The 26,460-nt window shown below is 69.5% G+C and carries 28 protein-coding genes; 20 read left to right on the plus strand and 8 right to left on the minus strand.

Annotation, left to right across the window (positions count from 1 at the left end; genetic code table 11):
• The first annotated feature begins 156 nt into the window (after window positions 1–156).
• The gene (locus BJQ94_RS07955) at window positions 157–1,179 is read left to right on the plus strand and encodes a LacI family DNA-binding transcriptional regulator (RefSeq protein WP_265397907.1); all 1,023 of its coding nucleotides are present in this window, start codon (window positions 157–159) and stop codon (window positions 1,177–1,179) included.
• A gap of 81 nt (window positions 1,180–1,260) precedes the next feature.
• Here the strand turns inward: BJQ94_RS07955 and BJQ94_RS07960 are convergent, their stop codons facing one another.
• The 6 genes from BJQ94_RS07960 to BJQ94_RS07985 all read right to left on the minus strand — a co-directional run bounded on the left by BJQ94_RS07960 (window position 1,261) and on the right by BJQ94_RS07985 (window position 8,039).
• Complete coding sequence (locus BJQ94_RS07960) at window positions 1,261–2,244, minus strand: acetylxylan esterase (RefSeq protein WP_265397906.1); 984 nt, start codon at window positions 2,242–2,244, stop codon at window positions 1,261–1,263.
• A gap of 84 nt (window positions 2,245–2,328) precedes the next feature.
• Entirely contained in the window at window positions 2,329–4,449 is a 2,121-nt protein-coding gene (locus BJQ94_RS07965; protein WP_265397938.1) for an acyltransferase family protein, read from the minus strand.
• Between the two features lie 354 nt (window positions 4,450–4,803).
• Entirely contained in the window at window positions 4,804–5,205 is a 402-nt protein-coding gene (locus tag BJQ94_RS07970) for a flagellar assembly protein FliW (RefSeq protein ID WP_265398418.1), read from the minus strand.
• Window positions 5,202–6,095, minus strand: coding sequence for a flagellin (locus BJQ94_RS07975; protein WP_265398417.1), 894 nt, complete (start codon window positions 6,093–6,095; stop codon window positions 5,202–5,204). The genes BJQ94_RS07970 and BJQ94_RS07975 overlap by 4 nt, the downstream gene beginning before the upstream one ends.
• 2 nt (window positions 6,096–6,097) lie before the next feature.
• On the minus strand, window positions 6,098–7,546 hold the full coding sequence (flgK, locus tag BJQ94_RS07980; RefSeq protein WP_265398416.1) for a flagellar hook-associated protein FlgK: 1,449 nt from the start codon (window positions 7,544–7,546) through the stop codon (window positions 6,098–6,100).
• A 7-nt stretch (window positions 7,547–7,553) separates the two neighbouring features.
• On the minus strand, window positions 7,554–8,039 hold the full coding sequence (locus tag BJQ94_RS07985; protein WP_265398415.1) for a flagellar protein FlgN: 486 nt from the start codon (window positions 8,037–8,039) through the stop codon (window positions 7,554–7,556).
• A gap of 416 nt (window positions 8,040–8,455) precedes the next feature.
• On the opposite strand from BJQ94_RS07985, the gene BJQ94_RS07990 reads away from it, so the two are divergent.
• The 17 genes from BJQ94_RS07990 (at window position 8,456) to BJQ94_RS08070 (ending at window position 23,452) form a co-directional block, all read left to right on the plus strand.
• The gene (locus BJQ94_RS07990; protein ID WP_265398414.1) at window positions 8,456–9,370 is read left to right on the plus strand and encodes a sigma-70 family RNA polymerase sigma factor; all 915 of its coding nucleotides are present in this window, start codon (window positions 8,456–8,458) and stop codon (window positions 9,368–9,370) included.
• Window positions 9,371–9,454: 84 nt separating this feature from the next.
• Entirely contained in the window at window positions 9,455–10,615 is a 1,161-nt protein-coding gene (locus BJQ94_RS07995) for a flagellin (protein ID WP_265398413.1), read from the plus strand.
• 181 nt (window positions 10,616–10,796) lie between these two features.
• A complete protein-coding gene (fliD, locus tag BJQ94_RS08000; RefSeq protein ID WP_265398412.1) occupies window positions 10,797–12,128 on the plus strand; it encodes a flagellar filament capping protein FliD in 1,332 nt (443 codons plus the stop codon).
• Window positions 12,125–12,610 (plus strand): flagellar export chaperone FliS, encoded by a 486-nt coding sequence (locus BJQ94_RS08005; RefSeq protein WP_265398411.1) that lies wholly within the window; start codon window positions 12,125–12,127, stop codon window positions 12,608–12,610. Before fliD ends, BJQ94_RS08005 begins: the two co-directional genes overlap by 4 nt.
• On the plus strand, window positions 12,597–12,989 hold the full coding sequence (locus BJQ94_RS08010) for a hypothetical protein (protein WP_265398410.1): 393 nt from the start codon (window positions 12,597–12,599) through the stop codon (window positions 12,987–12,989). The genes BJQ94_RS08005 and BJQ94_RS08010 overlap by 14 nt, the downstream gene beginning before the upstream one ends.
• 141 nt (window positions 12,990–13,130) lie before the next feature.
• Window positions 13,131–13,472 carry a flagellar basal body rod protein FlgB gene (flgB, locus tag BJQ94_RS08015; protein ID WP_265398409.1) on the plus strand — a complete coding sequence of 114 codons (342 nt, stop codon included), beginning with the start codon at window positions 13,131–13,133 and terminating at the stop codon, window positions 13,470–13,472.
• The gene (locus tag BJQ94_RS08020) at window positions 13,472–13,864 is read left to right on the plus strand and encodes a flagellar basal body rod C-terminal domain-containing protein (protein WP_265398408.1); all 393 of its coding nucleotides are present in this window, start codon (window positions 13,472–13,474) and stop codon (window positions 13,862–13,864) included. The genes flgB and BJQ94_RS08020 overlap by 1 nt, the downstream gene beginning before the upstream one ends.
• Entirely contained in the window at window positions 13,864–14,175 is a 312-nt protein-coding gene (fliE, locus tag BJQ94_RS08025) for a flagellar hook-basal body complex protein FliE (protein WP_265398407.1), read from the plus strand. The genes BJQ94_RS08020 and fliE overlap by 1 nt, the downstream gene beginning before the upstream one ends.
• On the plus strand, window positions 14,175–15,767 hold the full coding sequence (gene fliF / locus BJQ94_RS08030; protein WP_265398406.1) for a flagellar basal-body MS-ring/collar protein FliF: 1,593 nt from the start codon (window positions 14,175–14,177) through the stop codon (window positions 15,765–15,767). The genes fliE and fliF overlap by 1 nt, the downstream gene beginning before the upstream one ends.
• Window positions 15,764–16,783 (plus strand): flagellar motor switch protein FliG, encoded by a 1,020-nt coding sequence (gene fliG / locus BJQ94_RS08035; protein WP_265398405.1) that lies wholly within the window; start codon window positions 15,764–15,766, stop codon window positions 16,781–16,783. The genes fliF and fliG overlap by 4 nt, the downstream gene beginning before the upstream one ends.
• Window positions 16,776–17,450, plus strand: coding sequence for a FliH/SctL family protein (locus tag BJQ94_RS08040; RefSeq protein ID WP_265398404.1), 675 nt, complete (start codon window positions 16,776–16,778; stop codon window positions 17,448–17,450). The genes fliG and BJQ94_RS08040 overlap by 8 nt, the downstream gene beginning before the upstream one ends.
• Window positions 17,447–18,787 carry a FliI/YscN family ATPase gene (locus tag BJQ94_RS08045; RefSeq protein ID WP_265398403.1) on the plus strand — a complete coding sequence of 447 codons (1,341 nt, stop codon included), beginning with the start codon at window positions 17,447–17,449 and terminating at the stop codon, window positions 18,785–18,787. Before BJQ94_RS08040 ends, BJQ94_RS08045 begins: the two co-directional genes overlap by 4 nt.
• Window positions 18,784–19,218, plus strand: coding sequence for a hypothetical protein (locus tag BJQ94_RS08050; RefSeq protein ID WP_265398402.1), 435 nt, complete (start codon window positions 18,784–18,786; stop codon window positions 19,216–19,218). The genes BJQ94_RS08045 and BJQ94_RS08050 overlap by 4 nt, the downstream gene beginning before the upstream one ends.
• A gap of 31 nt (window positions 19,219–19,249) precedes the next feature.
• Window positions 19,250–20,002, plus strand: a complete 753-nt coding sequence (locus BJQ94_RS08055; RefSeq protein WP_275875580.1) for a C40 family peptidase — start codon at window positions 19,250–19,252, stop codon at window positions 20,000–20,002.
• A 920-nt stretch (window positions 20,003–20,922) separates the two neighbouring features.
• Window positions 20,923–21,618, plus strand: a complete 696-nt coding sequence (locus tag BJQ94_RS08060; RefSeq protein WP_275875581.1) for a flagellar hook-length control protein FliK — start codon at window positions 20,923–20,925, stop codon at window positions 21,616–21,618.
• A 66-nt stretch (window positions 21,619–21,684) separates the two neighbouring features.
• Window positions 21,685–22,131, plus strand: coding sequence for a flagellar hook capping FlgD N-terminal domain-containing protein (locus tag BJQ94_RS08065; RefSeq protein ID WP_265398399.1), 447 nt, complete (start codon window positions 21,685–21,687; stop codon window positions 22,129–22,131).
• Between the two features lie 145 nt (window positions 22,132–22,276).
• Window positions 22,277–23,452 carry a flagellar hook protein FlgE gene (locus BJQ94_RS08070; protein ID WP_265398398.1) on the plus strand — a complete coding sequence of 392 codons (1,176 nt, stop codon included), beginning with the start codon at window positions 22,277–22,279 and terminating at the stop codon, window positions 23,450–23,452.
• A gap of 108 nt (window positions 23,453–23,560) precedes the next feature.
• Here the strand turns inward: BJQ94_RS08070 and BJQ94_RS08075 are convergent, their stop codons facing one another.
• On the minus strand, window positions 23,561–23,713 hold the full coding sequence (locus BJQ94_RS08075; RefSeq protein WP_265398397.1) for a hypothetical protein: 153 nt from the start codon (window positions 23,711–23,713) through the stop codon (window positions 23,561–23,563).
• Here BJQ94_RS08075 and BJQ94_RS08080 point away from each other — a divergent pair.
• Window positions 23,712–23,957, plus strand: coding sequence for a hypothetical protein (locus BJQ94_RS08080; RefSeq protein WP_265398396.1), 246 nt, complete (start codon window positions 23,712–23,714; stop codon window positions 23,955–23,957). The genes BJQ94_RS08075 and BJQ94_RS08080 overlap by 2 nt on opposite strands.
• Here the strand turns inward: BJQ94_RS08080 and BJQ94_RS08085 are convergent.
• Complete coding sequence (locus BJQ94_RS08085; RefSeq protein WP_275875582.1) at window positions 23,950–25,440, minus strand: HNH endonuclease signature motif containing protein; 1,491 nt, start codon at window positions 25,438–25,440, stop codon at window positions 23,950–23,952. The two genes, BJQ94_RS08080 and BJQ94_RS08085, sit on opposite strands and share 8 nt — an antisense overlap.
• Before the next feature lie 368 nt (window positions 25,441–25,808).
• Here BJQ94_RS08085 and BJQ94_RS08090 point away from each other — a divergent pair, with 368 nt between their 5' ends.
• The gene (locus tag BJQ94_RS08090; RefSeq protein ID WP_265399994.1) at window positions 25,809–26,378 is read left to right on the plus strand and encodes a hypothetical protein; all 570 of its coding nucleotides are present in this window, start codon (window positions 25,809–25,811) and stop codon (window positions 26,376–26,378) included.
• Window positions 26,379–26,460 lie beyond the last annotated feature (82 nt).

Genomic DNA, 26,460 nt, shown 5'->3' on the forward strand with positions numbered 1-26,460 from the left:
TGTCAGCGTTGTCCTGCAATGTCTGGTCGCCTGTATGGGTCTTTCCACCGCTCATTCAGTGGGTCATCGAGGATCAGAGCACTTGCAGATGTCTCCAAAATGTCTTACGTTGACATGTGGTTGATCAACGGGACCGACCAGGGCAGGGGAGCACTCATGAGCACGCAGTCCCGATCGACGCAGTCCCGAGCCACGCTGGCAGACGTCGCGAGGCTCGCCGGGGTGAGCTCCAAGACGGTGTCGCGGGTCTTCGCCGATGCCGGCAACGTGTCGGCCGACACCAGGGAACGGGTGCTCGGTTCGGCCAAGCGGCTACGCTTCCGCCCCAACAACCTGGCCAGAAACCTTCGCCGCGGCGGCGTCACCAACACCGTGGCGTTCGTGATCGGCGATCTCACCAACCCGTTCTACTTCACCGTCGCCGCGGGCATCGAACGCGAGCTGGCGCTGCACGGGCTCACCATGGTGCTCGCCTCCACCGATGACTCGCCCGACAGCGAGGAGCGCGTCGTCGACGCCCTCATCTCGCAACGGGTGCGTGCGCTGCTGTTGATCCCGATCGCCGACGACCAGTCCTACCTCGACGGGGAACGCCAGCTGGGTACCCCGGTGGTGAGCGTCGACCGGCCCGCCCGCAATCTCATCGCCGACTCGGTGGTGCTGCAGAACCGGCTGGGCATGGCGGACGCCGTGCGGTCGCTCACCGCCATCGGGCACCGCAAGATCGGCTTCATCAGCAATCCGGCCGGCATCTACACCCAGCGCGAACGCCTGGCCGGCTACCGGGAGGCCCTGCGCGAGGTGGGCGTGACCCAGACCGCGCAGTGGGAGCGGCTGGACGACGACCCGTCGGTGTCGGCCGAGCACTCGGTGCGGAGCCTGCTCGACCAGGCCGACCCGCCCACCGCGATCGTGGCCGGCAACAACCGCGGCAGCGCCGGCGCCGTGCGGGTGCTGCGCGAGCTCGACCCGCCGGTGGCTTTCATCGGCTTCGACGACTTCGAACTGGCGGATGCGCTGGGCATCACCGTCGTGGCCTACGACCCCATCGAGCTCGGTCGCACGGCCGCGCGCCTGGCGCTCGGCCACCTGGCCGACCCCGACTCGTTCACCACCCAGGTGGAGATCCCCACCCGGCTCATCCAGCGCGGCTCCGGCGAGATCGCGCCGCCGGCCTGACCCGTCCCCGCAACTGTTGCCGAAGCGGACAATTGCGCCCGGTGCGCCGGGTGCATTTGTCCGGACGGGGAACAGTTGGTCCTAGTCGGCGAGCCGGCGGGCGAGCCAGGCGGCCTGGCGCACGAAGTGGTGGCCCTGGCCGCCCTCGTGCTCGTTGAACGGGTACACCTCGATCTCGGCATCCGCTGCCCAGTGGTTGTGCGCGGCGAAGACTGTGGACGGCGGGCAGACCGGGTCGAGCAGCCCCACTGAGAAGAGCGCGGGCGCGGTGGCCCGCTTGGCGAAGTTCACGCCGTCGAAGTAGGAGAGCGTGGCGAAGGTCTGGTCGACCAGGTCGCGGTGCACCGCCAGGTACCGCACCACCTCCTGGTACGGGTCGCTGTCGGTCATGCCCACCGCGCGCTCGAAGTGGCAGAGGAACGGCACCTCCGGCATGGCGCCCACCAGGCCGGTGCACAGCCCGGCCGCGGCGAGGGCGATGCCGCCGCCCTGACTGCCGCCGCACACGGTGACCCGGTCCGGATCGACCCGCTCGAGCGTGCGCACGGCGTCGACGGCCCGCACGGCGTCGGTGAACACCCGGCGGTAGTAGTACTCCTCCGGTGACTGGATGCCGCGGGTCATGAACCCGGGAACGGCCGGGCCGGAGCCGTGCGGATCCGCGGTGTCGCCGCCGGAACCCCAGACGCTGCCCTGGCCCCTGGTGTCCATGAACAGGTAGGCGTAGCCGCAGGCAACCCAGCCCAGCCGCTCGTGCGGGAACCCGCGGCCGCCGCCGTAGCCGTTGTACTCGACGACGGTCGGCAGCCTTTCCGGCAGGAGGCCGCCACGGTCGGCGGGCAACAGGAACCAGGCCTTGACGGGGTCGCCGGCAAAGCCGTTGAAGGTGACGTCGTAGACCTCGACCTCGCTCAGCGGCGACTCGACCCTGGTGAGCACGGGGGCGTCAGGATGCTGCCTGGCCTCGGCCAGGGTGCGCTGCCAGAACGCATCGAAGTCGGCCGGTTCGGCGACCTCGGGGCGGTACTGGCGCAGGTCGGTCAGGGGCAGGTCGAGTCGGGGCACTGGTCGCCTTTCGCGGGCAGGTCGCGGCGCCAACGCTGGTGCCAGCACCGATTATCCCGCACGGACTATACGGCGTCCATTCGGCTACATCAGGCCCAGGCCGACGAGGGCGTAGCGGATGGCGGGCGCCACGTGCTCCGCATATGCCGGCGTCATATGCACGCTGTCGTACTTGGTGGGAATCGTGCCGGCGAAGGCGGGGCAGATCCCGTCGGCGCAGCTGAACGGCAGCGAGGTGACGAAGTGGTCACCCGTGGCGGACTCCGCGGAGAAGGCGGAGGCGAACTCCAGCCAGGTCGGCCCGATCCCGACGTTGCAGTTCTGCGGACTCGAGACGTTCGAGTAGCACTGGCCGAGTTCGGCACCCAGCGGGGGAGCCGCGAGGTAGACGATCTTGCCTGCGGCGTCGTAGCCAGCCGTCTCGGCGAAGGCGGACGCGACGATGTCGGCGACCGACAGGGGAGTGTTGGCGGTGTCCTGGCCCTCGGCGAAGGCGTTGGCCACGACAACGAGCTGGGGTGCTGTGGAGACGATCTCCGCGGCTACGTCGGCCTTCCGCTGCGGGCAGGCGGACATCACGTCCGGGTCCTCGTTCGCGATGAGGACCTCGGTGAACCGGCAGCCGTAGAGGCCGATGGTGGTGATCTTCCACTCTCCGTCGCTGGCCTCGGCGATGGCCTTGAACGCGGGGGCGTAGGAGAGCGCTTCGGAGTCGCCCACGAGGAACATCTGGTTGGGGGCGTCGTCATCGCCCCAGGTGCACTTATCGAACGAGGGGGTGTCGCCCGTTCCGAAGCAATCGCGGGCCGGGTTGTTGTTCGAGGTCGTGTTCATGGCGCTGTTGAGCGTGGGCATGAGGTTGTTCGGCCAGGCCGTCGCGGCGGCGGCGGCGGCCAGGTCGGCCTGCAGCTGGAGTTCGGGGTCGGCGTCGGACTGGGCATCGGCCACCGGGGCGTTGATGGGCGTGAGCGGTCGTTCGTGCAGTTGGAAGGAGACGGCCACGACGGCCACGATGACGAAGGCGCCCAGCGACGACATGATGAACTGCGTGCTGAACCGGTCTCGCCAGGACTGCCAGGCCTGCTGGCGCTCGGCGGCGGGCCGACCGGCGCCCCGCAGCCAGGGGGAGCGGTGCACGGGCTGCTCGATCAGGTAGTACGCCACGATCGCCGTAGCCGCCGTGGCGCCGAAGATGAGGAGCGTCGTCTGCAGGGTCTGATCGGGCAGGAACAGCGTGAGGAAGATGAAGACCGGGAAGTGCCAGAGGTAGAGCGAGTACGAGATATTGCCGAGGTAGACGCTGACCGGGTTTGTGAGCGGGAACAGGTGGCGCTGCGGGGCGCCGGTTCCGGAGATGATCACGAGCGCCGTGGCCAGGACGGGCAGCGCGGCCCAGGGGCCGGGGAAGGGCAGGTCAGGCCCGAGGACGAAGAACGAGCCAATGATGCCGGTCAGCCCGCCCCAGCCCAGCAGGAACCGCACGGCGACCGGGATCCTCGCCATGAGCGGTGCGGCGACGGCCAGCAGCGCGCCGATGCCCAACTCCCAGGCCCGGGAGAAGGTGGAGAAATACGCCACGGTCGGGTTCGTCGTGGTCTCCCAGACGGCATAGCCGAACGATGCGACCACGACGAGCCCTGCGAGCATCGCGATGGCCCGCCGCCCGCGGCCGGTGGTGCGTGAGCCCGTCGCGACGGCGGTGAGCACCAGGATCAGCAGCCACGGCCAGACCAGGTAGAACTGCTCCTCGACAGCGAGGGACCAGAAATGCTGCACGGCGGATGCGGGCGCCGTGGCGTGGAAATAGTCGGTGCCGACGGTGGTGAACCGCCAGTTGGCCGCGAAGAGCAGCGCGGCGAGGGAGTCCCAGAGGGTGGCGATGGCCCTGGTCTGGTTGAACAGGACGTAACCGAGCGCGCCGGTGACGGCGAGCACGACGGCGGCGGACGGCAGGATGCGCCGCAGACGGTTGGTGTAGAAGGTTCGGAGCGAGATCCGTCCGGTTCGTTCGTGCTCCCGCAGCAGGATGCCGGTGATGAGGAAGCCGGAGATGACGAAGAAGATGTCGACACCGGCGAAGCCGCCGGCCGGCCAGGGGATCACATGGTTGCAGATGACGGCGATGACGGCGAGGGCGCGGAGACCCTGGATGTCGGGCCGGCGGGCGGATCGCGCGGGTGCCGGGGCGCCGGGGACCGGGGACACGGGCCGGGGTGGTTTCGGGGGCCGGCTGGCTTTCTTCGCAGCGGGTGCCGGGGGTGCGGGCGGCGGAGTCGGTGTGGTCGTGCGCGTCGTGACGATTCGGGCAACCCCTGGACGCGAGGCTCCGGGGCGTGCCGGTGCGCGGCGTGCCGGTCCCGGCTGTGTTGAGCCCGGCTGTGTTGCGCCCGGGCGTGCGGGGCCCTGTCGTGCTGCGCCGGGGCCCGGCGCGCCGATTGGTGATGACACTCGTCCCCCTGCTCTTGAACCGCTGATGAGCATACCGCGCCAATGTTTCGGCTTTCGCACCACTGCTGCCGCACAGGATGCTGGGTGGCCGCGCGGTGCCGGCCGGGGTGCCTAGCCGAGCGCGGCTACGGGCTCCGCCCGGGCGGTGAGCTCGGTGCGCAACGAGAAGTCCTGACCGTCGAGAATGATCTGGGCGCACCGGCCGGTGGTCACGTTCACCACGATGGGCGCCATCAGGTTCACTGTCGTGCCGGTTTCGCCCGGGTTGGTGACGACGAGGACCATCGCCTGCTCTGGGCTGTCGAGCTCGAGGGCAACGGCATGTTCGTCGGAGATCACCGGCGAGTAGTCCGGCAGAAACACCGAGGCGTCCAGCACGAACAGCCGGGTGTGCTGGTCGGCGGCGCTGGTGAGCGAGAAGAGCCCGGCGGCCCCGCCGATTTCATTGAGATAGAAATCGGTGAGCGGCGCCAGCCCGGGAGGCGGGGAGAGGAAGCTCAGGGTAGCGGTCATGAGAGGAAATCCATCAGGGTCGGTTGGATCACGCGGGCGGTCACGGAGAGCGCCGACTGATAGGCAACCTCCTGCAGCTTGAGGTCGAGGATCACAGTGGCCAGGTCGGCATCCTCGAGTTGCACCCGCTGGGCCTCGAGAGTGCCGGTGAGCTTCGTGAGTGAGGTGCTTGCGGTCTCGATCCGGGCCTGGCGGGCGCCCACTTCGGCGTTGGCGGCGATAACGCCGGTGAGGTGGGTGTCGATGGTGGCCAGCCTGTCTGACACCGTCACGGTGGGGTCGGTGCTCCGCAAGTCGGCCGAGATGTTGTCGAGCAGGGTGAAGACCGAGTCGGCGCCGGTGCCGAAGATGGCGGCACCGTTCGCATCCACCTGCACCGTGCTGTCCGGACCCACCCGGCGCAGAACCGCGGATGCGCCGCCGCCGGTGTAGGTGCCGTCCGTGGCGTAGACCGCTCCGGCGTCGGAGTTGCCCGCGAAGACGGTGCGGCCGAGGTAGGTGGCATTGGCCTGCATGAGGAGGTCCTGTTTCAGGCCGTCGATCTGCACAGCGATGGCTTCCTTGGCCGCCGGGGTCATGGTTCCGGCGTTGGCTCCCTGCACGGTCAGGTCGCGCACCTGGTTCAGGATGGTGGTGCTCGCCCCGAGCGCGGTGTCCACGGCGCTCAGCCAGCCGTCGCCGTTCTCGGCATTCCGGGAGTACTGCGCGGTGGCGCGCTGATCGGCGCGCACCGCGAGGGCGTTCGCCGCTCTGGCCGGGTCGTCCGACGCCCGGCTGATGGTCTTCAGCGACGAGGACTGCTCCTGCAGCATGGCGAGTTTCTGCGCGCTGGCCTGCAGGTTGGCCTGGGCGGCGCGCATCTGGGTCTGGCCGGTCACTCGGGTGATCATGGTTACCTTCCCACCAGTCCGGTGCGGTTGATCAGGGTGTCGAGCATTTCGTCGACGGCCGTCATGACCCTCGCGGCCCCCTGGTAGGCGTGCTGGAAGGTGAGCAGGTTCACGTTCTCTTCGTCGAGGTCGACCGACGCATTGGACAGTTGGAGGGTGACGGCGGCCGCGGCGGAGGTGTTGGCGGTGGTGGCCTGGGCGAGCTCGATGCCCGTCGCGACGCCGAAGGAGGTGACGAAGGCCGCCCACACAGCGCTGGGGGAGGCGATCGCGGTGCCGTCAGCGGGGTCGACGGCACGCCCGGCGCCGAGTTGGGCGATCTGGTCCGCGACGCTGCCGTTGGCGGCGCCGGCCCCAGGGGTTCCTGCCGCAATGCCGGCGGCAGTCGTCGGTACGACGCTGAGGGTGGCTGCGGCGTTGCCGGCGACGTAGTCGAAGAAGGCCAGCCCCGTCGTGCCCGTTGTGGTCGCACCGGTCGAGTGGATGGCGTTGACGGTGTCGGCGAGCTGGGTGGCGAAGTCGTTGTACGACGCCGCAGCCTCGGCCAAGGCGCCGCCGGTGCCGTCGGCGTCTGCCGGACCGAGCAGCGACAGCGCACCGGCGAGCTCGCCGCCGTCCACGGCGACGGCCAGGCCGGGGTGGTGCGCCCACTCCAGCCGAACCGGGCCGTTGGCGGCCGAGAACGTGGTGGGGCCGGTGACGGTGAGCACCTGCACGTCGGTGCCGGAGACCAGGGTGTTGCCGCCGATGAAAACGTCCACGGTGCCATTGGCCTGGGGGCGCACGGTGGCTCCGGTGATGGCGGCGATGGTGGTGGTGAGCGCGTCGCGCTTGTCGAGGAGTTCGTTGGCCGAGCCGCCCGAGGCCAGGGTCGACCGGATGACGCCGTTAAGTGTGGCCAGCTGGCCGGCGGCGGCATTGACCTCGGTGACCAGGGAATCGGCGCTGGACCGCACGGCAGCCCACTCGTCGGTGACCGCCAGGTAGCCGGACGCGATCCGCGAAGTGAGCGCGCCCGCTTCGCCGAGCAACAGCCCGGCGGACACCGACGGGGTCGCGCCGTTGGCCAGATCCTGCCAGACCGCCCAGAACTCGTCCAGCTGGGTGGAGAGGCCGGTTGCGCCCGGTTCGCCCAGTGACGTCTCGACGGAGCCGAGGGCGTTGGCGCGCACAGCGGTGTAGCCGGCGATCGCGGCGGTGGCCCGCACCGTGCTGTCGAGGGTGGCGCTGCCCAGACGGGCGATGCCGTCGACGGTGACGCCGGTTCCCGGCGTGGCTCCCCACGCGACAAGCCCGGCGCGAGCGGCCGCGTTCGTCGATGACGTCGTCACCCGCTGGCGGGTGTAGCCGTCGGTGTTGACGTTGGCGATGTTCTGACCGACGACATCGAGGCCGGTCCTGGCCGCGATCAGTCCGGTGTACGCGGTGTTCAATCCGCCGAAGGTGCTCACGGGGTGCTCACAAGCTCTGGTCGAAGAGCCGGGCGCCGCTCGTCGCGGCGCCGGAGGTTCCCCGCGCGTCGTAGGTGGTGGCCTGGGTGTCGACGCCCGCCAGGGTCTCCTGGGTGGAGCGGGTGGCGGCACGCAGGAACTGCTCGTTGATGTCACGGAGGCTGCGGATCTGCGCGACCAGGTCGGTCATGGCGGTCAGGTGGGCGCCGAGGATGTCGGCCCAGGGGCCGGGCGGGGCCTGCTCGACGAGCTCGCTCAGCGTGGCGTCCTGCGAGGTGCCCCACTCGGCGGCGACGGCGGCGACCTCGACGGTGCGGCCCAGGCCGGCTTCCTTGACCAGGTCGAGGACCTGTTCGACCTCACGGGTGGCGTGCTGCACCCATCGGGTGCGGCCGGCGCTCAGCAGTAGCTGTTCCTCGTCGAGCTTGAAGACCAGGAGCTCGAGCAACTCGCGTTCCCGCCAGAGCAAGGCAGACAGTTCATTGGCGCCCACGTCGTCACTGCCTTTCCGCCCTGCGGGCTCGTCGGTCTATCGTACGATTCCATCGTCGTACGAGGCTACTATCGGCGGTTTCTCCCGGCTGGTTAGCAAGAAAGTCCGCGAGGCGGACCATTTGCCGGATTCGAGCCCTGCCGTGCGCGCCCGGAGCGTGCGCCTGTGTCCCCCAAAGATAGGACACCGCTTCCCCCATATTGGGGGCAGTTTTGGTCGGCTGCCTACCGGGCCTGTTGTTACCGTAATAGCTAGGCGAATGCGGCAGGACCGGGACCCGAATCCCTGTTCCAGGCTCATTTTCGCGCACGCGCACGACGTCATCCTTCATCCCGTTGCTTACCCGGCCGGCTCAGCAGACGCCCCGTTTGCTCGCAGAACTCCGGCACCAGCCGGAACAGCCAGGAGGGACATCGGTGAATCGCACAGAGCGCAATCGCCTCGTTGTCGAGAATCTCCCGCTGGTCGGATACCTGGTCTCCGAGGTGTGGGCAAAGGCCAGGCACCTGTCCCGCGACGACCTCGCCTCCGCGGGCTCCCTGGCCCTGATCACCTCCGCCGATGCCTTCGACCCCGACATGGGGGTTCCGTTCGGCGCCTTCGCCCGTCGTCGCATCATCGGCGCCTTCGCCGACGAAATGCGTTCCAACGACTGGGCCACCCGCATGGCCAGGCGCCGGATCAAGGACACCAGGCAGGTGCAGGACACCCTGTCAGCGGCCCTCGGCCGCAGCGCCACCGTCGACGAGATCGCTGCTGCGCTCGGCGTCGACCGGGAGAGCGCGGCCGCGGGCCTCGCCGACGCCGAACGCACCCTGACCACCCTCGACGACACCACGGCGGAATTCCTCGTCGCCGACACCGTACTGCCAGAGGAGTCGCTTCTCTCGGCCGAACGCCTCGCCTACCTCAAGGCCGCCGTGGTGGCGCTCCCCGAACGCATGCGCCTGATCGTTGAGCAGGTCTACTTCGAGGACCGCTCGGTGAAGGAGATCGCCGCAGACCTCGGCATCACCCACTCGGCCGTGTCCCAGCAGCGGGCAGAAGCCATCCGGTTGCTGCGCGACGGCCTGGGAACGCACTACCCGGACGACGCCGACACCGTTCACGTGCCGGAGTCCACCATCGCGCCGGCCCGCCGCAGCGCCTACCTCTCCCGCCTCGCCGACCAGGCGATGCTCGGCATGACGCACCTCGCGCACGACAGGATGCCGGATGTCATGGTGGCGCTGCCCCCGGTCTCGCTTCCCACGGTGGCGCTGCCCCCTGCACTGCGCTCGATCGACCCCCGCGAGGTCGACTCGAGAGAACTTTTCTCCAGCAACGGCTAACGCGCCGCGGGGTGGGGCCGATAGGTCTCAGTGTCAGCCCATGGATGGGCGGACGCACACCACCCAATCACGGAGGAACACATCATGGGTATGCAGATCAACACCAACCTCGCGGCAAACAACACCTACCGCAACCTGGCCTCGACCCAGACCGACATGGCCAAGTCGCTCGAGCGCCTGTCCAGCGGCCTCCGCATCAACCGCGCAGCGGACGACGCGGCCGGCCTGGCCATCTCCGAGGGACTGAAGTCGCAGGTCGGCGGCCTCACGGTCGCCAGCCGCAACGCCCAGGACGGCATCTCGGTCATCCAGACCGCTGAAGGCTCGCTGAGCGAGGTGCAGACCATTCTGCAGCGCGTTCGTGACCTCGCCGTTCAGGCCGGTAACGACTCGAACAACGCCAAGTCCCGCGACGCCATCACCACCGAAGTGAAGCAGCTGACGACGGAACTCACGCGGATCAGCGCGTCGACGAACTTCAACGGCACGCAGCTCCTCGATGGCTCCAAGGCGTCACTGAGCTTCCAGGTCGGCGCCAATGCCGATTCCAGCAGCCAGATCCAGGTGAGCCTCACGGGTGCCAACGTCAAGGGCATCGCCGCAGCGCTCACGGTCGGATCTGCCGGCGCGGTCAGTGCGGTGGACACCCCCACCGCTGTGACCGGTACGGCGTCGTTCTCGGTCACGGCGGCCGACGGCTCGACGAGCACCATCACGACGGGAAACCTCGGCGCAGCGGGTTCCATGAAGACCGTTCAGAGCGTTGCTGATGCGCTGAACAAGGACACCACCTTCAAGGGAGCGTTGACCGCATCGGTCGATGCCAACAACAAGCTCGTTGTCAGCTCGAACAACGGCGGAACCGTCGTCGGTGGCGCTACGGCCGGAACTCACGCGTCGGCCGGTACCGGCTTCACGCTCAGCACGGCCGGTGCAGCAGGAGCACTTGACTTCTCGACCGCCGCCGGAGCAGCAGCGGCTCTGACGGCTGTGGACACGCAGATCACGGCCGTTTCCACCGCTCGCGCCGACATGGGTGCCTCGCAGAACCGGTTCGAGAGCGTCATCCGCAACCTGGCCGTCTCGAAGGAGAACCTCACCGCTGCCGGTTCGCGTATCCGCGACACCGACATGGCCGAGGAAATGGTCAAGTACACCCGCTCCAGCATCCTGTCGCAGGCCGGCACCGCCATGCTCGCGCAGGCGAACCAGTCCAACCAGGGCGTCCTGACGCTGCTGCGCTAGATCACGGACGAACGACAGCCCGGGTGAACCGGGCGGCCGATTGACCGAGAATCGGCCGGTGGCGAGCACAATCTGAACTGGACCTCAGGGAGCGCACGCCGCCGGCCACTCGTCGTCGGCCCACAGTTTTGCTCCACACAGTTCGACTCTGCACTGCTCACACGAGGGGACGGAAGGCGCCATGGGACTCTCCATCGATGGTCTGATCAGCGGCCAGGACACCACGACCCTGATCGACAACCTGATCGCGGTCGAGGCGATTCCGCAGACCCTGCTCAAGGGCAAGGTCACCGCCGCCCAGAGCTACACCACGGCCGTCCAGGGGCTGAACACCCAGGTCGCCACACTGGCCGACGCCGCCACCAAGGCGGCCAAGCCCGCCAGCTATGACCTCTACAGTGCCACCAGCAGTTCCAGCCAGGTCACAGCCACTACGAGCGCAGGGGCCGCGCCCGGCGTCGTCGACGTCACCGTGGGCCGGCTCGCCCAGAACCAGGTGACGGTCACCGGGCCCGTCTCGACCTGGCCCGACGCCACCCTCACGCTCACCAATGCCGCAGGCACCGCGACCGTGATCACGCCGGCCTCCGGTTCCCTGGACGACGTCGTCACGGCCGTCAACGCGGCTGGACTCGGCATCACCGCCACCAAGGTCGCCGTGGGCGCCGGCGCCTTCCGCGTGCAGTTCAGCAGTGCGGCCCCTGGCGCAGCCAATGGCTTCACCGTGACCGGCGGCACGGTTCCGACCACCGAGGTCAAGGCCGCCCAGGACGCCCAGGTGACCCTCTGGGCCGGCACCACCGCCGAACAGGCCATCACCTCGGGCAGTAACACCTTCACCAACCTGCTGCCCGGTCTGGATGTGACCGTCAGCGTGGTCTCCGCCACACCGGTCACGCTCACGGTTGCCCGAGACGATACCGCCATCACCACCATGGCCAGTGGCCTGGTGACCAGCCTGAATAACATCTTCGCGGTCATCACCAACCGGTCCGCCGTGTCGACCACCACCGATTCCACGGGCAAGCCCGTCACTTCCGCCGGGGTCTTCGCCGGCGACAGCACCATCCGCACGGTCAACCAAAACCTGATCACCGCCGCGTCCATGCCCGTCGACGGACACTCCCCGTCGGAGATCGGTATCAGCATCACGAAGTCCGGCACGCTGGAGTTCGACCAGGACAAGTTCGCCGCGGCCCTGGCCAAGGACCCGGCCGGCACGATGAAGACGGTGCAGGAGATCGCCGGCCGGGTCGCTTCCGCATCCGCCGCCGCATCCGACAAGTACAGCGGCACGCTCACGGCCACGATCACGAGCCAGGAATCCCAGGTGAAGACCATGGGGCTGGAAATCACCGATTGGGACCTCAGGCTCACCGCCAAGCGCAGTTCACTTGAACGCACCTACACCGCCATGGAATCCCGGCTCGGCGAGCTCAAGTCCCAATCGGCCTGGCTCACCTCGCAGATCGCCTCACTCCTACCCGCCTACACAGGAAGTACTTCGTCATGATGACACAGACCGAGTTTCCACCCTTGTTCACGCCGGTGGCCCCGGGGCTTTCGGTCTCTCCGGCCGGAGCCCAGGCCCGCCGCGCCCAGCTCAACCGGGAGGCCGTCTTGTCGGCCACCCCGGTGCGTCTGCTGACCATGCTCTACGACCGGCTGATGCTCGACCTGGAGCGCACCGAAGCTGCCCAGGTCGGCGAGAACTGGGTGGTGGCTTCCGAGAACCTGCTGCACGCCCAGGCGATCGTCGACGAGCTCACCACCTCGTTGAACGTCTCGGCCTGGGACGGCGCGGACGGCCTCATGGCCGTGTACACCTACGTGTCGAACGCCCTGATCGGGGCGAACATCCACCGCGATGTGGCGAGGACCCGCGAGAGCATCGTGCTGCTCGAACCGCTGCGCCAGGCCTGGCACGAAGCCGCCGGCGCCCTCCCCGCCGCCCAACCCGCACCGAGTGGAGACGGTTACCGTGGAGTCGCCTGACCAGCAGTCCAGTAGCGCCCGGCCGCACAGCACGCTGCCGAGCGGAGCCCAGCCTGGGCAGCCCCGCACCAGCGACGCCCAGTGGCTGGCCATCCTCGACGACCTCGAGGCCAGCCTCGGCAGCGGAGCTCGGGACGCCGTGCTCTCCGCGGCCGGCGGACAGCTGGTCACCGGCGTGCAGTGGCGCGCGCCGGAGCACCTCGGACAGCTTCCACGCGAACTCGAGGAGCGCGCAAAACTGTTGCTCGCCGGGCAGCTCGAACTGATCCGCGAGATCGAAGACGCCCGCCGCTCGGCCGGCGCCCACCTCGCCGCAGTGCGCACCATCCTCTCGACCCAGCGCGCCGACCTGCCGGTGTACCTGGACATCGCGGGGTAGGTCCGCCCGAACTTTCTGAACGAGTTTCGCCCGGGGCCTAACCACACCCCGATAGCTGCCGATAGCTACGGATGAGCACGGATTGCTCACCCCAGGCCACGGATCGGCCGTCTCGCAATTTGACGACGAAACGGGCCTCTCGTGATCGAATCCGTGACCAGTGCGGCGCTGGCCAGCGCCCTGGATGGCTTGGCACTGCGCCAACGCACCATCGCCAGCAACATCGCCAACGTGAACACCCCCGGCTACCACGCCAAGGTGGTCTCCTTCGAAGACGCACTGGCCCAGTCGGTGCAGGCCGGCGACGGCCACAGCTCGGCCTCCACGGCGCGTTCGCTCGAACCCACGCTGCAAAACGGCAACAACGTCAACCTGGACACCGAGACCCTCGCCAACGTCGAGACCGTGCTGCGCTACCAGTTCGCCGCCCAGGCCGCCGCCGGCGCCGACAGCAAAATGCGCGCAGCGCTGCGGACCAGCTGATGAGCTTCGACGCACTCGGCATCGCCGGCAGCGGTCTCACCCTGCACCGCAAGTGGCTCGACGCCATCGCCGACAACATCGCCAATGCCAACACCACCACCGCCACATCCGGCGACGCCTTCCAGGCCCGGTACATCGTCGCGCAGGAGGGCCAGGGCACCACCGGCGTCACCGTGGCCGGCACCTCCCTGGGCGACGCGGAAGGGCTGCTGGTCTACGAACCCGACAACCCCATCGCGGATGCCGACGGCTACGTCCGGCGCCCCGACATCGACCTCGCCGAGCAAATGGGCGAGCTCATCATGGCCCAGCGCGGCTACCAGGCCAACGCCGCCGTCGTCGACAGGGCCAAGACCTCCTACGAAGCCGCCCTGCAGATCGGACGCTCCTGATGACCATTCCCGCCATCGGCCAGGTGCCGTCGGTGACCGCCACCGGCTACCTGCCCGAGACCACGTCGACCACGGCCACCGAGTCGACCGACACCGGCTTCGCCGGCGCTCTCACCGGGGCCGTCGACAACCTGCAACAGCTGCAGTCCACCTCGAACACCTACGCGATCCAGGCCGTCACCGGTGACCTTGATGACATTCACACCGCCACCCTCGCGGCCTCGCGCGCCCAGGTCACCCTCGAACTCGTCGCCGCCGTCCGCAACAAGGGCGTCGAGGCGTTCAACGACATCATGAGAATGCAGGCCTGATGCCCGCCCAGCTTTCCGCGGTCTTCCGTCGCCTGGGCGGAGCCATCCGCGACTTCACGGTGGCGCAGCGCACCGTCGCGATCATCGGCGTCGCAGTTCTCGCGCTCGGCACCGCCGCACTCACGATGTGGGCCACCCAGCCGTCGTACACCCCGCTGTACTCGGGGCTGAGCGGCTCGGACGCCAACACCATCGTCGAGCAGCTGCGAACCGACGGCGTCTCGTACCAGCTCAGCGACGGCGGAGCCACGATTCTCGTGCCGGAGGCTGACGTCTACGACGAACGGTTGAAGGCCGCCGCCGCCGGACTGCCCTCCGCCAGCACCGGAGGATACTCCCTGCTCGACAACATGGGCGTCACGGCGTCCGAATTCCAGCAGTCGGTCACCTACAAACGAGCCCTGGAGGGCGAACTCGCCTCCACCATCGAGGCCATGAAGGGTGTGCAAACCGCGTCGGTGCGGCTCGCGATCCCCGAAGCCACAGTGTTCACCGAGGAGACCGCCGACCCGACGGCATCCGTGTTCGTGGCCACCCAGAACGGCGTGAGCCTGAACGCCGACCAGGTGCAGGCGATCGTGCACCTCACCAGCGCGTCCATCGACGGCATGGCCCCCACCGACGTAGCCGTGATCGACGCCTCCGGTGTGGTGCTCTCCGCGGTCGGCGTCGGGGCGACGGGCAGCGCCGGCCAGCAGGCCGGCGACTACGAGGAGCGGGTGCGCAGTTCGGTGCAGGCGATGCTCGACAAGGTCGTCGGCACCGGTAACGCCACCGTCGTGGTCGCCGCTGATGTCAGCACCGAAGCCGCTCAGCGGGTGGAGGAATCCTTCACGGCACCGGAGGGCACCCCGGCGCTCAACGAGGCCGTCACAACCGAGTCCTACTCCGGCAGCGGCGGCACTGCCGCCGGTGTGCTCGGAGCCGACACCGCCGCGACCGGCGACGCGGCCACCGACGGCACCTTCACCTCGGAAGACACCACCCGCAACAACGCCATCAACAAGGTCACCGAGACCCGCACCATCCCGGCCGGCGCGATCAACCGGCAGACGGTCTCCGTGGCCGTCAACGCCGACGTCGCCGACGGCCTCAACGTGGGCAACATCACCTCACTGGTGTCGTCGGCAGCGGGCATCGACGTGGCCAGGGGCGACGCGGTGACCGTGGAGGTCGTGAGCTTCAACGCCGCCGGCGCCGACGCCGCGCAGGCCGCCCTCGCCGAGGCGGCCGCCGCCGAGGCGGCCGAGCGGAACGCCGGCATCCTGCGGGTGGGCCTGATCGTGGCCGGCACCGTGGTCGCCTTCGTGCTGGGCCTGATCGTCTACGCCCGCCGGTCGCGGCGCCAGAGCCGGGAGTCCATCGAGCTCAGCGAGCTCGTGCAGGCGCAGTCCTCGCTCGACCCGCCCACAGTGCCGTTCGCCCTGCAACAGCCGATGGCGCCGCTCGTGATCGATCCCATGCCCACGCGTGCATACGCTCTGCCGGACGGCGACCAGCGGCTGGCCGACATCGATGCCCTCGCCCTGCGTGACCCGCAGTCGACCGCCGAGATGCTGCGCGGCCTGATGGACGATCGGCACCCGGCGTGATCGAGACCAAGCCGGCCCTGACCGGCACGCAGAAGGTCGCCGTTGTGCTGATGACCATGGACCAGCAACGGGCGGCCGAGGTGATGAAGCAGTTCTCCGAGACCGAAGCGGCCGAGATCATCGCCGAAATCGTGCAGCTGCGCCGGGTCGACGCCTCCGTGATGGACTCCGCCGTCGCTGAGTTCCACGAACTCACCACATCGGGCGGCCGCAACCCCCGCGGCGGTCACGCGGTGGCGATCGGACTCCTCGAGAAGTCCTTCGGCGCCGAGCGCGCGGCCGGCGTGATGAGCCGAGTGGCCACGTCGATGGCCGGCAAGGCCTTCGAGTTCCTCGACACCGTCGACCCGCTGCAGGTGCTCGCGCTGCTCGACGGCGAGCTTCCCCAGACCATCGCCCTGGTGCTCGCGCACCTGCGCCCGGAGCACGCCTCCGCGATCCTGTCCGGGTTGGACGGTCCGGTGCGCACCGACGTGGCGCAGTGCATCGCCTCAACCGGCACCGCCGCCCCCGAGGCCGTGCGGGTGGTCACCGACATCCTCAAGAAACGCATCGGCGCCGTGGCGGCCTCCCGGGACTCAGCCGAGGTCGTCGGCGGGGTGCAGCCCCTCGTCGAGATCATCAACCGTGCCGACGTCAACACCGAGCGCGCCCTGCTCGAGGCCCTCGACGAACGCGACCCGGCGCTGGCCGAAGAGGTGCGCTCGCGCATGCTCACCTTCGCCGACCTCATCAGGCTGGAGAACCGCGACGTGCAGCTGGTGCTGCGCGGCATCGACTCCGCTGTGCTCGCCGTGGCCATGAAAGGCTCGACCGAGCTCCTGGTCGACAGCATCCGCCGCAACCTGTCCGAGCGCAATCGGGAGATCCTGAACGACGAGGTCGCCGCGCTCGGCCCGGTGCGGGTGTCGCAGGTCGAGGAGGCGCGAGCCACCATCGTCCGGTCGATCAGGGATCTGGCCGCCCAGGGTGCCATCACCGTGCAGCGCGCCGACGAGGACGACTTCATTGACTAGCTCGGCCATGTCCGGCGACCCCACCGTCAGCGATGGCGACTTCGCCGCGCTCGTGTTCCCCACCCTCTCCGGCCGCACGGATCCGCACGGCGGCGGCGACGAACGGGCCCGGCTCGAAGAACGCTGGCGGGCCAGGGGCCACGCGGCCGGGTACACCGAGGGCCTGCGCGCGGCGGCCGTGACCGCCGCGGTCCAGGCAGCCCGGCTCGACGCCGAACACGCCGCCCTGCTGCGCACCCTCGCGCAGGATCACGAGCGTGCCGTGACGGTGCTGCGCCGAGCGGCACAGGCCCTGGACCAGCGCACGGTTCCCGTGCTGCGCGACGCCGAGGACACCCTGCTGGGCGCCGCCATCGATCTCGCCGAAGCGATCATCGGGCATGCTCTCGCCGACGAGAGCGCCGCCGTGCGCTTCGCCCTCGCCCGGTCGGGCGACTCCGCTGTGGCCGGCAGCTCCAGCGCCGCACCGCACACGGTGCGGCTGCACCCGCACGACCTGGCGCTGCTCGAGCAGACCCCGACGCTGCAGACCGGGGTGACCCTGGTGGCGGATGCGACCCTGGCGCGCGGCGACGCCGTCAGCGAGTTTCCCGACGGCTACCTCGACGCCAGGATCGGCAGCGCCCTCGAACGGGCACGGGCGGCTCTTGGCGAGGTGGCGTCATGACGCTCACCCGGCCGGACACCGCCGACCGCCTGGCACACGCCCTCGCCGCGGCGCGCCCCGAGCGCGTGGGACGGGTGTCGTCGATCGTGGGACTCAGCGTGGACGTGCGCGGCCTGAACGGCGCCATCGGCGACCTCGTCGTGATCGGCGGCGGCACTGCCGGAGCCACCGGGGTCGACGCGGAGGTCGTGGCGACCACGCCGGAGGGCATGCGCTGCATGCCGCTGGCCAAGCTCACCGGCATCCGGGTCGGCGACCCGGTCCGCGCGGGCCGGGCCGGCTACCTCGTCCCCACCGGGTCGGCGCTGCTCGGCCGGGTGATCGACGGTCTCGGCCGCCCGATCGACGGCAAGGGGCCCCTCATCGGCGCCCGCCGGGTGTCCCTCGACAAGGACAGCCCGTCCGCCATGGCCAGGTCCCGCATCCAGTCGCCGTTGCAACTGGGCGTGCGAGTGCTCGACACCCTCACCACGGTGGGCAAGGGCCAGCGCATGGGCCTGTTCGCCGGCTCCGGCGTGGGCAAGTCGTCGTTGCTGTCGATGATCGCGCGCGGCACAGACGCCGAGGTGTCGGTGATAGCCCTGGTGGGGGAGCGCGGACGTGAGGTGCGGGAGTTCCTCGAGGACGACCTCGGCGAAGAGGGCCTTGCCAGGTCGATCGTGGTGGTCTCCACCTCTGACGAACCGGCCATGATGCGGCTGCGTGCGGCGTTCGTCGCCACCCGCATCGCCGAGTCGTTCCGCGACGACGGCGCCGACGTGATGCTCATGATGGACTCGCTGACCCGGGTGGCGATGGCGCAGCGCGAAATCGGTCTGTCCGCCGGCGAACCGCCGGCCACCAGGGGCTACCCGCCGTCGACGTTCTCCCTGCTCGCGCGGCTGCTCGAGCGCGCCGGCACCGATCAGACCGGCTCGATCACAGGCATCTACACGGTGCTCGTAGATGGCGACGACCACAACGAACCGATCGCGGATGCCGCCAGGTCCATCCTCGACGGCCACGTGGTGCTCGATCGCAAACTTGCCGTGCTCGGGCACTTCCCGTCCGTCGACGCTCTGGCGTCGATCTCCCGGGTCGCCTCCAGGGTGACCACCCCCGAGCAGGCTGCGGTGGCCGGTCGGCTGCGCGCCGTGTTGGCCGCCCGGCGCGCCGCGCAGGACCTGCTCGACGTGGGCGCCTACCGCAAGGGCACCAACCCGCTGGTGGACGCGGCTGTCGAACACGACGGGGCGATCACCGCCTTCCTGCAGCAGCGGATGGACGAGCACACCCCGGCGGCCGCCGCCTGGGACCGGCTGACCGCCTTGTCCCGTCGACTGGGGGCCGACCGATGAGCCGCGCATTCTCGCTCGCCGGCCTGCTGCGCCTGCGACACCTGCAGCAGGACCAGGCGGCCGGCGATCTGGCCGAGGCCAACGCCAGGACCCGCGACTCCGCCGCACGGATCGAGGAGACCAGGGCCGCGCTCGAGCATCTCCCCAGCGACCCGGCCGGCGCCGACACGCTCTATGCGATCGCCGCTGCCCGCGCATCCTCTCGCAGCATGCTGAGCGAACTGGCGGCCCTGGACGTCGTGGCGAAACAGGCCGCGGTCGCCGCGCAGTCCGACTACGAGGCACGGAAGGCCGCGTCGGTGAGCCTGGAGAAACTCGAGGGGCGGCACGGCGCGGCCGAGGCCGAGGCGGAACTGCACAGCGAGCAGGCCGTCATCGACGAGATCGCGTCCACGGGCTGGCACCGCCGGGCGGCGGGGAGAGAACAATGACCGGATTCGGGCGGGGAGAGCAACGATGACAATGGTGGATGCCCTCGGGCGGGTCGGCGAGATCCAGTCCCGGCTGGTCGAACTCAACGACCTGGTGGCCGGCCGCGTCCAGGCCGCGACGAGCACGACCTCCGCGTCCGCTGCGACAGCAGCGACCGCGACGACGGCGACCTCGGCGACGAGCTTCGCCGACGCCCTCGCCGCTGCCTCGGGCACCGCGGCGACCGGGAGTGTGTCGACCACCGGCACCGGTGTCACCGGGGCCGACATCGTGGCCAACGCCGAGAAGTACCTCGGTGTGCCCTACGTCTTCGGCGGCGAGGACAGCTCGGGCATGGACTGCTCCGGGCTCGTCCAGCGGGTGTACGCCGATGCCGGCATCGAGGTGCCGCGGTTGGTGTCCGGCCAGATGACCATCGGCACCGAGGTAGCCTCGCTGGCCGAGGCGCAGCCCGGCGACCTCATCGTGACCGGCGGCGGCGACCACATCCTGATCTACGCCGGCAACAACCAGGTGATCCACGCGCCGTACGAGGGTCGTACGGTGAGCAAGGTCGAGGCCTACATGGACGAGTCCGACATCACCACGATCCGCCGGGTGGTGCCCGACCAGGCCTCGACCGCCAGTACCGGCACGAGCGCCATCGCCGGCACCACCACCTCCGTGGCGGCGACGGCGTCCACCGACCTGGTGGCCGCCGCGTACGCCTCGCTGTTCTCCGGCAGCACCAGCGAATCGGCGCTGTCCACGTCTGCTCTGACTGCGTCCGGGTTGCTCTCGTGACGCCGGCACCGGCGATGCTCAGCCCGCGCACGGCCGCGGATGCCGTGGCCGGGCGAGCCGCCCGCGCGCCCCAGAACGAACAGAATGTGGCGCGCAACGCCAGTGTTTTCGCCGGAGCCCTACAGGGTGCCGTCGATGGCGGGGCTGTGGGGTCAGACGATGACACCACCGACCCGCGAGCGGTTCCGACCGGTGACCTCACCGCCGGCCTCACCGCTGGACCGCTCGGCGTTCCAATCACCACGCCGCTCGCCCTGCCGACCGACGGCCAGGACGCCTCCCGGCTCCCGCTCTCAGCACTGAGCTCCCAGCCGTCACACCCGGCCGGTCAGCTCGGCGCCGAACCGGCGCCGACGACCTCCGCCTCGACAGCTCCGGATGCCGGCGGCACAGCTGCCGCCGTCGACCGACCGGTAACGACGGAGTATTCGCCGATCGCGGGCCGGACCGGAACCGCTGAGGGTGCCGGCACAGCGGCAGCCAAGACGGCAGTATCCGGCACGGCAGTATCCGGCACGGCAATATCCGACACGGCAGCACCCGGTCCCGACGTGCCCAGGACAGCGACGCCAGCCTCGACGGCGGCTCCGACCGATGCGGCACCGGCCGGGACCGCTGCGACCGTCACTTCTCCGACAGATTCTGCAGCAACCGCGGCCGTCCAGGCAGCGTCAGGCTCCTTCCTCAGGCACGGGGCAGGCCCCGCCGCGACGGCACCGGCATCGGCCGCACCGGCATCGGCGGCCGTTCCCGCGGTCGGCGACACCCCACCCGCCGCCGTCAGCTCGGCCGCATCCCCCCGCTCGACGGCACAACCCAGCTCCACAGCGCCTGCGGCTGCCGCCGTCGGCCCCGCCGCAGTATGGACGTCGCTCGGTGCCGTGCCTGTCCCGCCATCAACCGATCCCGATCAGGCGCCGGTGCCCGGAGCATCGGCCGACGCGGCGGCGGCCACACCGGCCACACCGGCGGCCACCGCCGTTGCCGTCCCGACCCCGCCCGGCTCGGTCATCCAGCCCGTCGTCCCCGCGCCCGCCCAGAATGTCCCGGCCCAGGCCACCGGCACCCCGATGCCGGTGCCCCTCGTCGGCCAGGTCGCGCGCCCGCTGTTCAGCCTGGCGGCCGCCGGTCCGGGGGAGCACACCCTCTCGATCAGCGTCACCCCCGACAACCTCGGCCCTGTCGTAGTGCGGGCGCTGATCACTGCCACCGGTGTTCGGCTGGAGCTCTTCGCGCCCACGGACCTCGCCCGCGACGCCCTGCGGCTCATCCTGCCCGACCTCCGCCGTGACCTGGCCGGGGGCGCGCTGCCCGCCAGCCTCGACTTGTCCTCCCGCAGCCAGCCCGGCGACACCGGCTCGTCTGCCCGGCAGGACCGCCAGGCCGCCGCAGATGCGTTCGCGCAGGGTGGCGCGGCCTTCGGCGACGGCTCCCGTGGTGGCGACCAGACCAGGCAGCCTGCGCGCGGGGATGCCTGGCTCCGGCCCACTCCGGTCACCGCCATCGACTCGGCCGACTCTGCTTCCGATGCCGTCGCCGACGGGGACATCACCGCTGGCACTGGGGCCGGCTCTGCCGCCGGGATCCGGAGAGGGCGTGTTGATGTTTTCGCTTGACCCACCCGCCGCACCAGCGCAACTGACGTCACCCCGATCCATCCAGCCCAGCAGAAACGAGATCCCATGACCATCGATGCCGTCGGTACAGTCTCCACCGCCGCAGCCGACACGACGGCTGGGGCCAGCCTCTACTCCACGACAGCCGTGCGCACGCCCAAGCAGACCCTCGACTCCGAGACCTTCATGTCGCTGCTCGTTGCCCAGCTGCGCAACCAGGACCCGAGCTCGCCGATGGACACCAATCAGATGATCTCGCAGACCACTCAGCTGGCCATGATGGAGAAGCTCACTGCCTTGTCGACTACTGCCGACGAGAACTTCTCGCTGCAGATGCGCACGGCCGCGGCCGCGCTCGTGGGCCAGAGCGTCACCTACACGGATGCCGCCGGTGCGAGCGTCACCGGCCTCGTCTCCGCGGTGTCATACGCCGGCACCGTTCCCCAGGTCACTGTCGGCACCGTCAGCGTCGCCCTCGACGCGATCTCGGGGGTGGCCGCCCCGACCGGCTGATCCGACTGGCCGACCCGGCCGGCCTTCTCCGCGAGCCAGCCACTCGCCCGCAAGCCATCCGCACCACCCGGAATCTCGCCGAATCCTCGCCGAATCCACCGTCTTCTGCGTCACCTCCCGCGTCACCTCACGAAAGGCAGCTCTCATGCTTCGTTCCCTCTACTCCGGCATCTCGGGTCTCCGCGCCCACCAGACCATGCTCGACGTCACCGGCAACAACATCGCCAACGTCAACACCACTGCCTTCAAGGCCTCGGCCACCCAGTTCCAGGACACCCTGTCGCAGCTCAGCCAGGGCGCCGCCGCTCCGACCGACGGATCCGGCGGCAGCAACCCGGCGCAGGTGGGTCTCGGCGTGCAGGTGGCCGGCATCGCCACCAACTTCGCTCAGGGCTCATCGCAGACCACCGGCAAGGCCTCCGACATGCTGATCTCCGGGGATGGCTTCTTCGTCACCCAGGAGGGCGGCGAGACGGTGTACAGCCGGGCGGGGTCGTTCGACTTCGACTCGGCGGGGCGTCTGGTCACCCCGTCCGGCGCAATCGTGCAGGGCTGGGGAGCCGTGGACGGCGTCGTGAACGAGGGCGGCGCGATCGGGGACCTGTCGCTCCCGGTGGACACCGTCATCGCGGGTGACGTGACGACGTCGGCGATCATGGGCGGCAACCTGCCGTCCGACGCCGCATCCGGCACGTCGCTGGTGCGCGACATCAAGGTCTACGACGCCTCCGGTGCGGCCCGCACGGTGTCGCTCACCTTCACCAGCACCGGGGCCGGTGGCTGGAACGTCGCCGCTGCCGACGGCGCGGCCGGCGACACCACGACCCTCGCCTTCACCGACGGCAAGCTCACGACGACGGGTGCGAGCCTCTCCGTCAACGGCATCGACATCGATCTGTCCGCCCTCACCGGCCTGGCCGGCTTGAGCACGGCGTCGGTCACCAGCCAGAACGGCAGTGCACCCGGCTCGCTCGAGTCCTACTCGTTCGGCCCTGACGGCACCCTCGTGGGCCTGTTCAGCAACGGCGAGCAGAAGGCGCTCGGCCGCATCGCCCTGGCCACGTTCTCCAACCCGGGCGGCCTGGAGAAGACCGGCTCGAACGGCTACCGGGCCACGTTCAACTCCGGCACGGCCGAACTCGGCGCTCCCGGGTCCACCGGCCTCGGTTCCCTCACCGGCGGTGCGCTCGAGATGTCGAACGTGGACCTGTCGCAGGAGTTCACCAACCTCATCGTCGCCCAGCGCGGGTTCCAGGCGAACGCCCGCATCATCACCACCTCCGACGAGGTGCTGCAGGAGCTCACCAACCTGAAGCGCTAACCCCGCACGGTGCCTGCGGAGGGTTCCCCTCCCGTTGGTCAAGCGTGTCGAGACCCGGCGACCTTGCTCGCGAACGTGCCCCATCTCGCGGGATCTCGACAGGCTCGATCAGCGGATGGTGGCGCCCCGCACGTCGGTCGAGCGTGTCGACGCCGTGCTGAGCCTGTCGAAGTAGACCTCGTGAGGCGCCTGCGGAAGGTTCCGCCCCTCGTTGGTCGAGCTTGTCGAGACCTGGCGACCTTGCTCGCGAATGTGCTCCATGTCGCGGGATCTCGACAAGCTCGATCAGCGGATGGTGGCGACCCCCGCGTTGGTCGAGCTTGTCGAGACCTGGCGACCTTGCTCGCGAATGTGCTCCATGTCGCGGGATCTCGACAAACTCGATCAGCGGATGGTGGCGACCCCCGCGTTGGTCGAGCTTGTCGAGACCTCGGGGGACGCGTCGCGAACGTGCACCATTTCGGTGGATCTCGACAAGCTCGCTCAGCGGCTGGGGCTTAGGTGAGTCGTGGCTGGGTGTGGCTGGGCATCTCGATGAGCTCCTGGCCGGGGTCGATGGTGGTGGGTGGTCGCAGCCAGTAGTGGCCGGTGTTCTCGAAGATTTGCCAGTGTTGGTTGTGCAGCAGGAGGTGGTGGGTGCGGCAGAGCAGGATGCCTTGGTTGATGTCGGTTCGGCCGTTGTCTCTGTGCCAGTGTTCGATGTGGTGGGCTTCGGTGAAGGCGGGTGGGCGGTCGCAGCCGGGCCATCGGCAGCCGCCGTCGCGGGCGGCGAGGGCGCGGCGTTGGGCTCGGTTGAAGAGGCGTTGTTCGTGGCCGACGTCGAGGGGCCGGCCGAGTTGGTCGAAGGTGATGTCGATGGTGCCGGAGTCGCAGATGAGGCGTTCGATGGTTTCGGGGGAGACGGGCGCGTTGTTGCCCTCGATGTAACCGTGGCCGGCCGGGGTGTGGGTGGTGAGGATTTGCACGGCGGGGCGGCGGCCGGCGAGCATCTCGTGGGGGTTGACGGTGGTGCCGGCGGTGAGGAGGTCGACGAAGCCGTCGCAGGTGATCTGGGTGGTGGTGCGGGGGTCGTTCTGGACTCGTGTGGCCCAGGCTGCGCGGTCGGTGTCGACGAAGCGCACGCCGCCTCGGCGGGGGCTGGTGAGGCTGTCGAAGGTGGCTTTGATGAATTCGCCCTGTTCCGGGGGGAAGAGGCCGTCGATGCGGACCTGGCCGGTGTCGAGGGTCCAGATGTGCAGGTAGCGGTCGTCCCAGGCTTTCTGTTCGCGCACCCGGATGCCGGCCTCGTCGAGGCTGTCGCGTGTCTGTCGGGCCCGTTTGAGGAGTTGGTCGGCGTTCAGTGATGGGGCTTCGGCGAGCAGGTCGGCTACCGCGGTCGCGAGGACCGGGCCGGTGACGACGGTGTCGATGTCGCCCAGGCCGGTGCGGAGGGCGTGGGCGGCATCGATCGAGAGGGTGCCGTCGTTCACGGCCCGGGAGATCGGCGCGTGCCACGGCGCCGGCGGAAGCAGGGGAGCGACCAGGTCGAGGGTGTCCCCGGCCTCACGGTCCGACGCGGGGTCGAGTGCCTCGTCGACCAGCCGGCGCGCCGCTTCAGCGTCGGCGTCGGCCTGCCGGGCATCGGCTTCCTCGGTTTCGGCGAGCATCCGGCCTACGCCCACGAGCTTGCGGGACTCGACCCGGGTGCTGCCGGTCAACTTCTGGATCAGGTCCTCGGGCGAGCGGAAACCCTGCTGCTGAGCGAGCCCGTCCTGGCCCAACTCCCACCGGGAGCGCTGCGCGAGAGTCTTCGCCATCCATGCCTTACGGGTATCCAACTCATGCTGCGCCTGCGCCAAAATCCGCTGACCGGCCAGCGCCGCGGCATCCGACAAGCGGTCGTAGTCGGCGCTGCAGGAGCCCAACCGGGCCACCTCGCCCGCGGCATCCAGCAGCGCATCGTCGCCGGAAGCGGCGAACGTGTCTGCGATGCTCGACTGGATTGTCATGCCACGAATGTAGCCCGATTACGAAGGTTTGTGTGAGGAATACTCAGCCTGTGGAGAACTTTTTTGACGTAGTCGTGAGCCGGAGGTCTCACACCGGGCCATTCCTGCCCGTGTGTTGGGTGTGCGATTCGTCTCCGCTTGATTCAGTCGATGATCTGGCATTTCGATGTCTTGCTTTCGGCAGGTGTGGCGGCTAGCTTCGCTGTATGGAAGCAGGAGCGAACAGGCGCCGAGCACACCTGGAGACGGCAGTGACCCGGGGTATTCGGGCCGGGGCCATCCTCGCCGCCGGAGCCCTCTGCCTGGGTGTGGCACTCGCGCAGTTTCCGAGCCCTAGCGAGGCCAGCGACGCGGAGGTGACGTGGCGCGTGACCGAGCACGCTGGGGCGGACCTCCCCTCCGATCACGACTCGCTCATGGCACGGGAGATCTACCCGGGCGTGACCCTCGGGGAGGTGGACTACTCGCCGGAAGAGGTGGAGTGGGCTCTGTATCAGAAGCCGCTCGGCGACGCCGCAAGTGTGATCGAGACCGAATTCGACGACGACTACGCACTCGCCTATTTCGGTCCTTCCCGCACCTTCACGATCGGCTTCACCGGCGACGCACCGGTCGGAGCGATCACTGCGCTCGATGAGACCGGCCTGCCGTACTCCACCATCGAGGACCTGGGCTTCACCGCCGCCGAGTACCAGGCAGCCGCGAGCGCGGTGGGGAGCACGGTCACCGATGCGCTGGTCGAGGCGGATCTGATGCCTGCTGTTCTGTTCATGGTCGGGCCGGACCCCACTGAGTATCCGGGCATGATCGTGGTGACGGTCACCGGTCCCGATGCGGCGAGCCGTCAGGCGGGGATGGCCGCCGTCGGCACGCCATCGGTCAGCGCGCCATTCGCCGTGACGGTCGTCGAGGGCGGCGAAAACATCACCGCGTTCTAGCCTGCCTGCCGATCGCCCACCGGTCGCCCCCTAACGCAACGCAGGGAGCGGCCGACAGTGGTTGTCGACGGCTGCTGGAGCC

It is taken from the genome of Cryobacterium sp. SO2, from assembly GCF_026151165.2.
In the GTDB taxonomy this organism is placed as follows: domain Bacteria; phylum Actinomycetota; class Actinomycetes; order Actinomycetales; family Microbacteriaceae; genus Cryobacterium.

Excerpts from the sequence above, each read along its gene's own strand:
- fliF (WP_265398406.1), top strand. The coding sequence starts at position 14,175 with ATGCCCGCCCAGCTTTCCGCGGTCTTCCGTCGCCTGGGCGGAGCCATC.
- fliD (WP_265398412.1), top strand. The coding sequence starts at position 10,797 with ATGGGACTCTCCATCGATGGTCTGATCAGCGGCCAGGACACCACGACC.
- BJQ94_RS08005 (WP_265398411.1), top strand. The coding sequence starts at position 12,125 with ATGATGACACAGACCGAGTTTCCACCCTTGTTCACGCCGGTGGCCCCG.
- BJQ94_RS08050 (WP_265398402.1), top strand. The coding sequence starts at position 18,784 with ATGAGCCGCGCATTCTCGCTCGCCGGCCTGCTGCGCCTGCGACACCTG.
- BJQ94_RS08020 (WP_265398408.1), top strand. The coding sequence starts at position 13,472 with ATGAGCTTCGACGCACTCGGCATCGCCGGCAGCGGTCTCACCCTGCAC.
- fliE (WP_265398407.1), top strand. The coding sequence starts at position 13,864 with ATGACCATTCCCGCCATCGGCCAGGTGCCGTCGGTGACCGCCACCGGC.
- BJQ94_RS07975 (WP_265398417.1), bottom strand. The coding sequence starts at position 6,095 with ATGATCACCCGAGTGACCGGCCAGACCCAGATGCGCGCCGCCCAGGCC.
- BJQ94_RS07995 (WP_265398413.1), top strand. The coding sequence starts at position 9,455 with ATGGGTATGCAGATCAACACCAACCTCGCGGCAAACAACACCTACCGC.
- BJQ94_RS08075 (WP_265398397.1), bottom strand. The coding sequence starts at position 23,713 with ATGGAGCACATTCGCGAGCAAGGTCGCCAGGTCTCGACAAGCTCGACC.
- BJQ94_RS08065 (WP_265398399.1), top strand. The coding sequence starts at position 21,685 with ATGACCATCGATGCCGTCGGTACAGTCTCCACCGCCGCAGCCGACACG.
- BJQ94_RS08045 (WP_265398403.1), top strand. The coding sequence starts at position 17,447 with ATGACGCTCACCCGGCCGGACACCGCCGACCGCCTGGCACACGCCCTC.
- BJQ94_RS08070 (WP_265398398.1), top strand. The coding sequence starts at position 22,277 with ATGCTTCGTTCCCTCTACTCCGGCATCTCGGGTCTCCGCGCCCACCAG.
- BJQ94_RS08080 (WP_265398396.1), top strand. The coding sequence starts at position 23,712 with ATGTCGCGGGATCTCGACAAGCTCGATCAGCGGATGGTGGCGACCCCC.
- BJQ94_RS07970 (WP_265398418.1), bottom strand. The coding sequence starts at position 5,205 with ATGACCGCTACCCTGAGCTTCCTCTCCCCGCCTCCCGGGCTGGCGCCG.
- BJQ94_RS07955 (WP_265397907.1), top strand. The coding sequence starts at position 157 with ATGAGCACGCAGTCCCGATCGACGCAGTCCCGAGCCACGCTGGCAGAC.
- BJQ94_RS08055 (WP_275875580.1), top strand. The coding sequence starts at position 19,250 with ATGGTGGATGCCCTCGGGCGGGTCGGCGAGATCCAGTCCCGGCTGGTC.
- BJQ94_RS08085 (WP_275875582.1), bottom strand. The coding sequence starts at position 25,440 with ATGACAATCCAGTCGAGCATCGCAGACACGTTCGCCGCTTCCGGCGAC.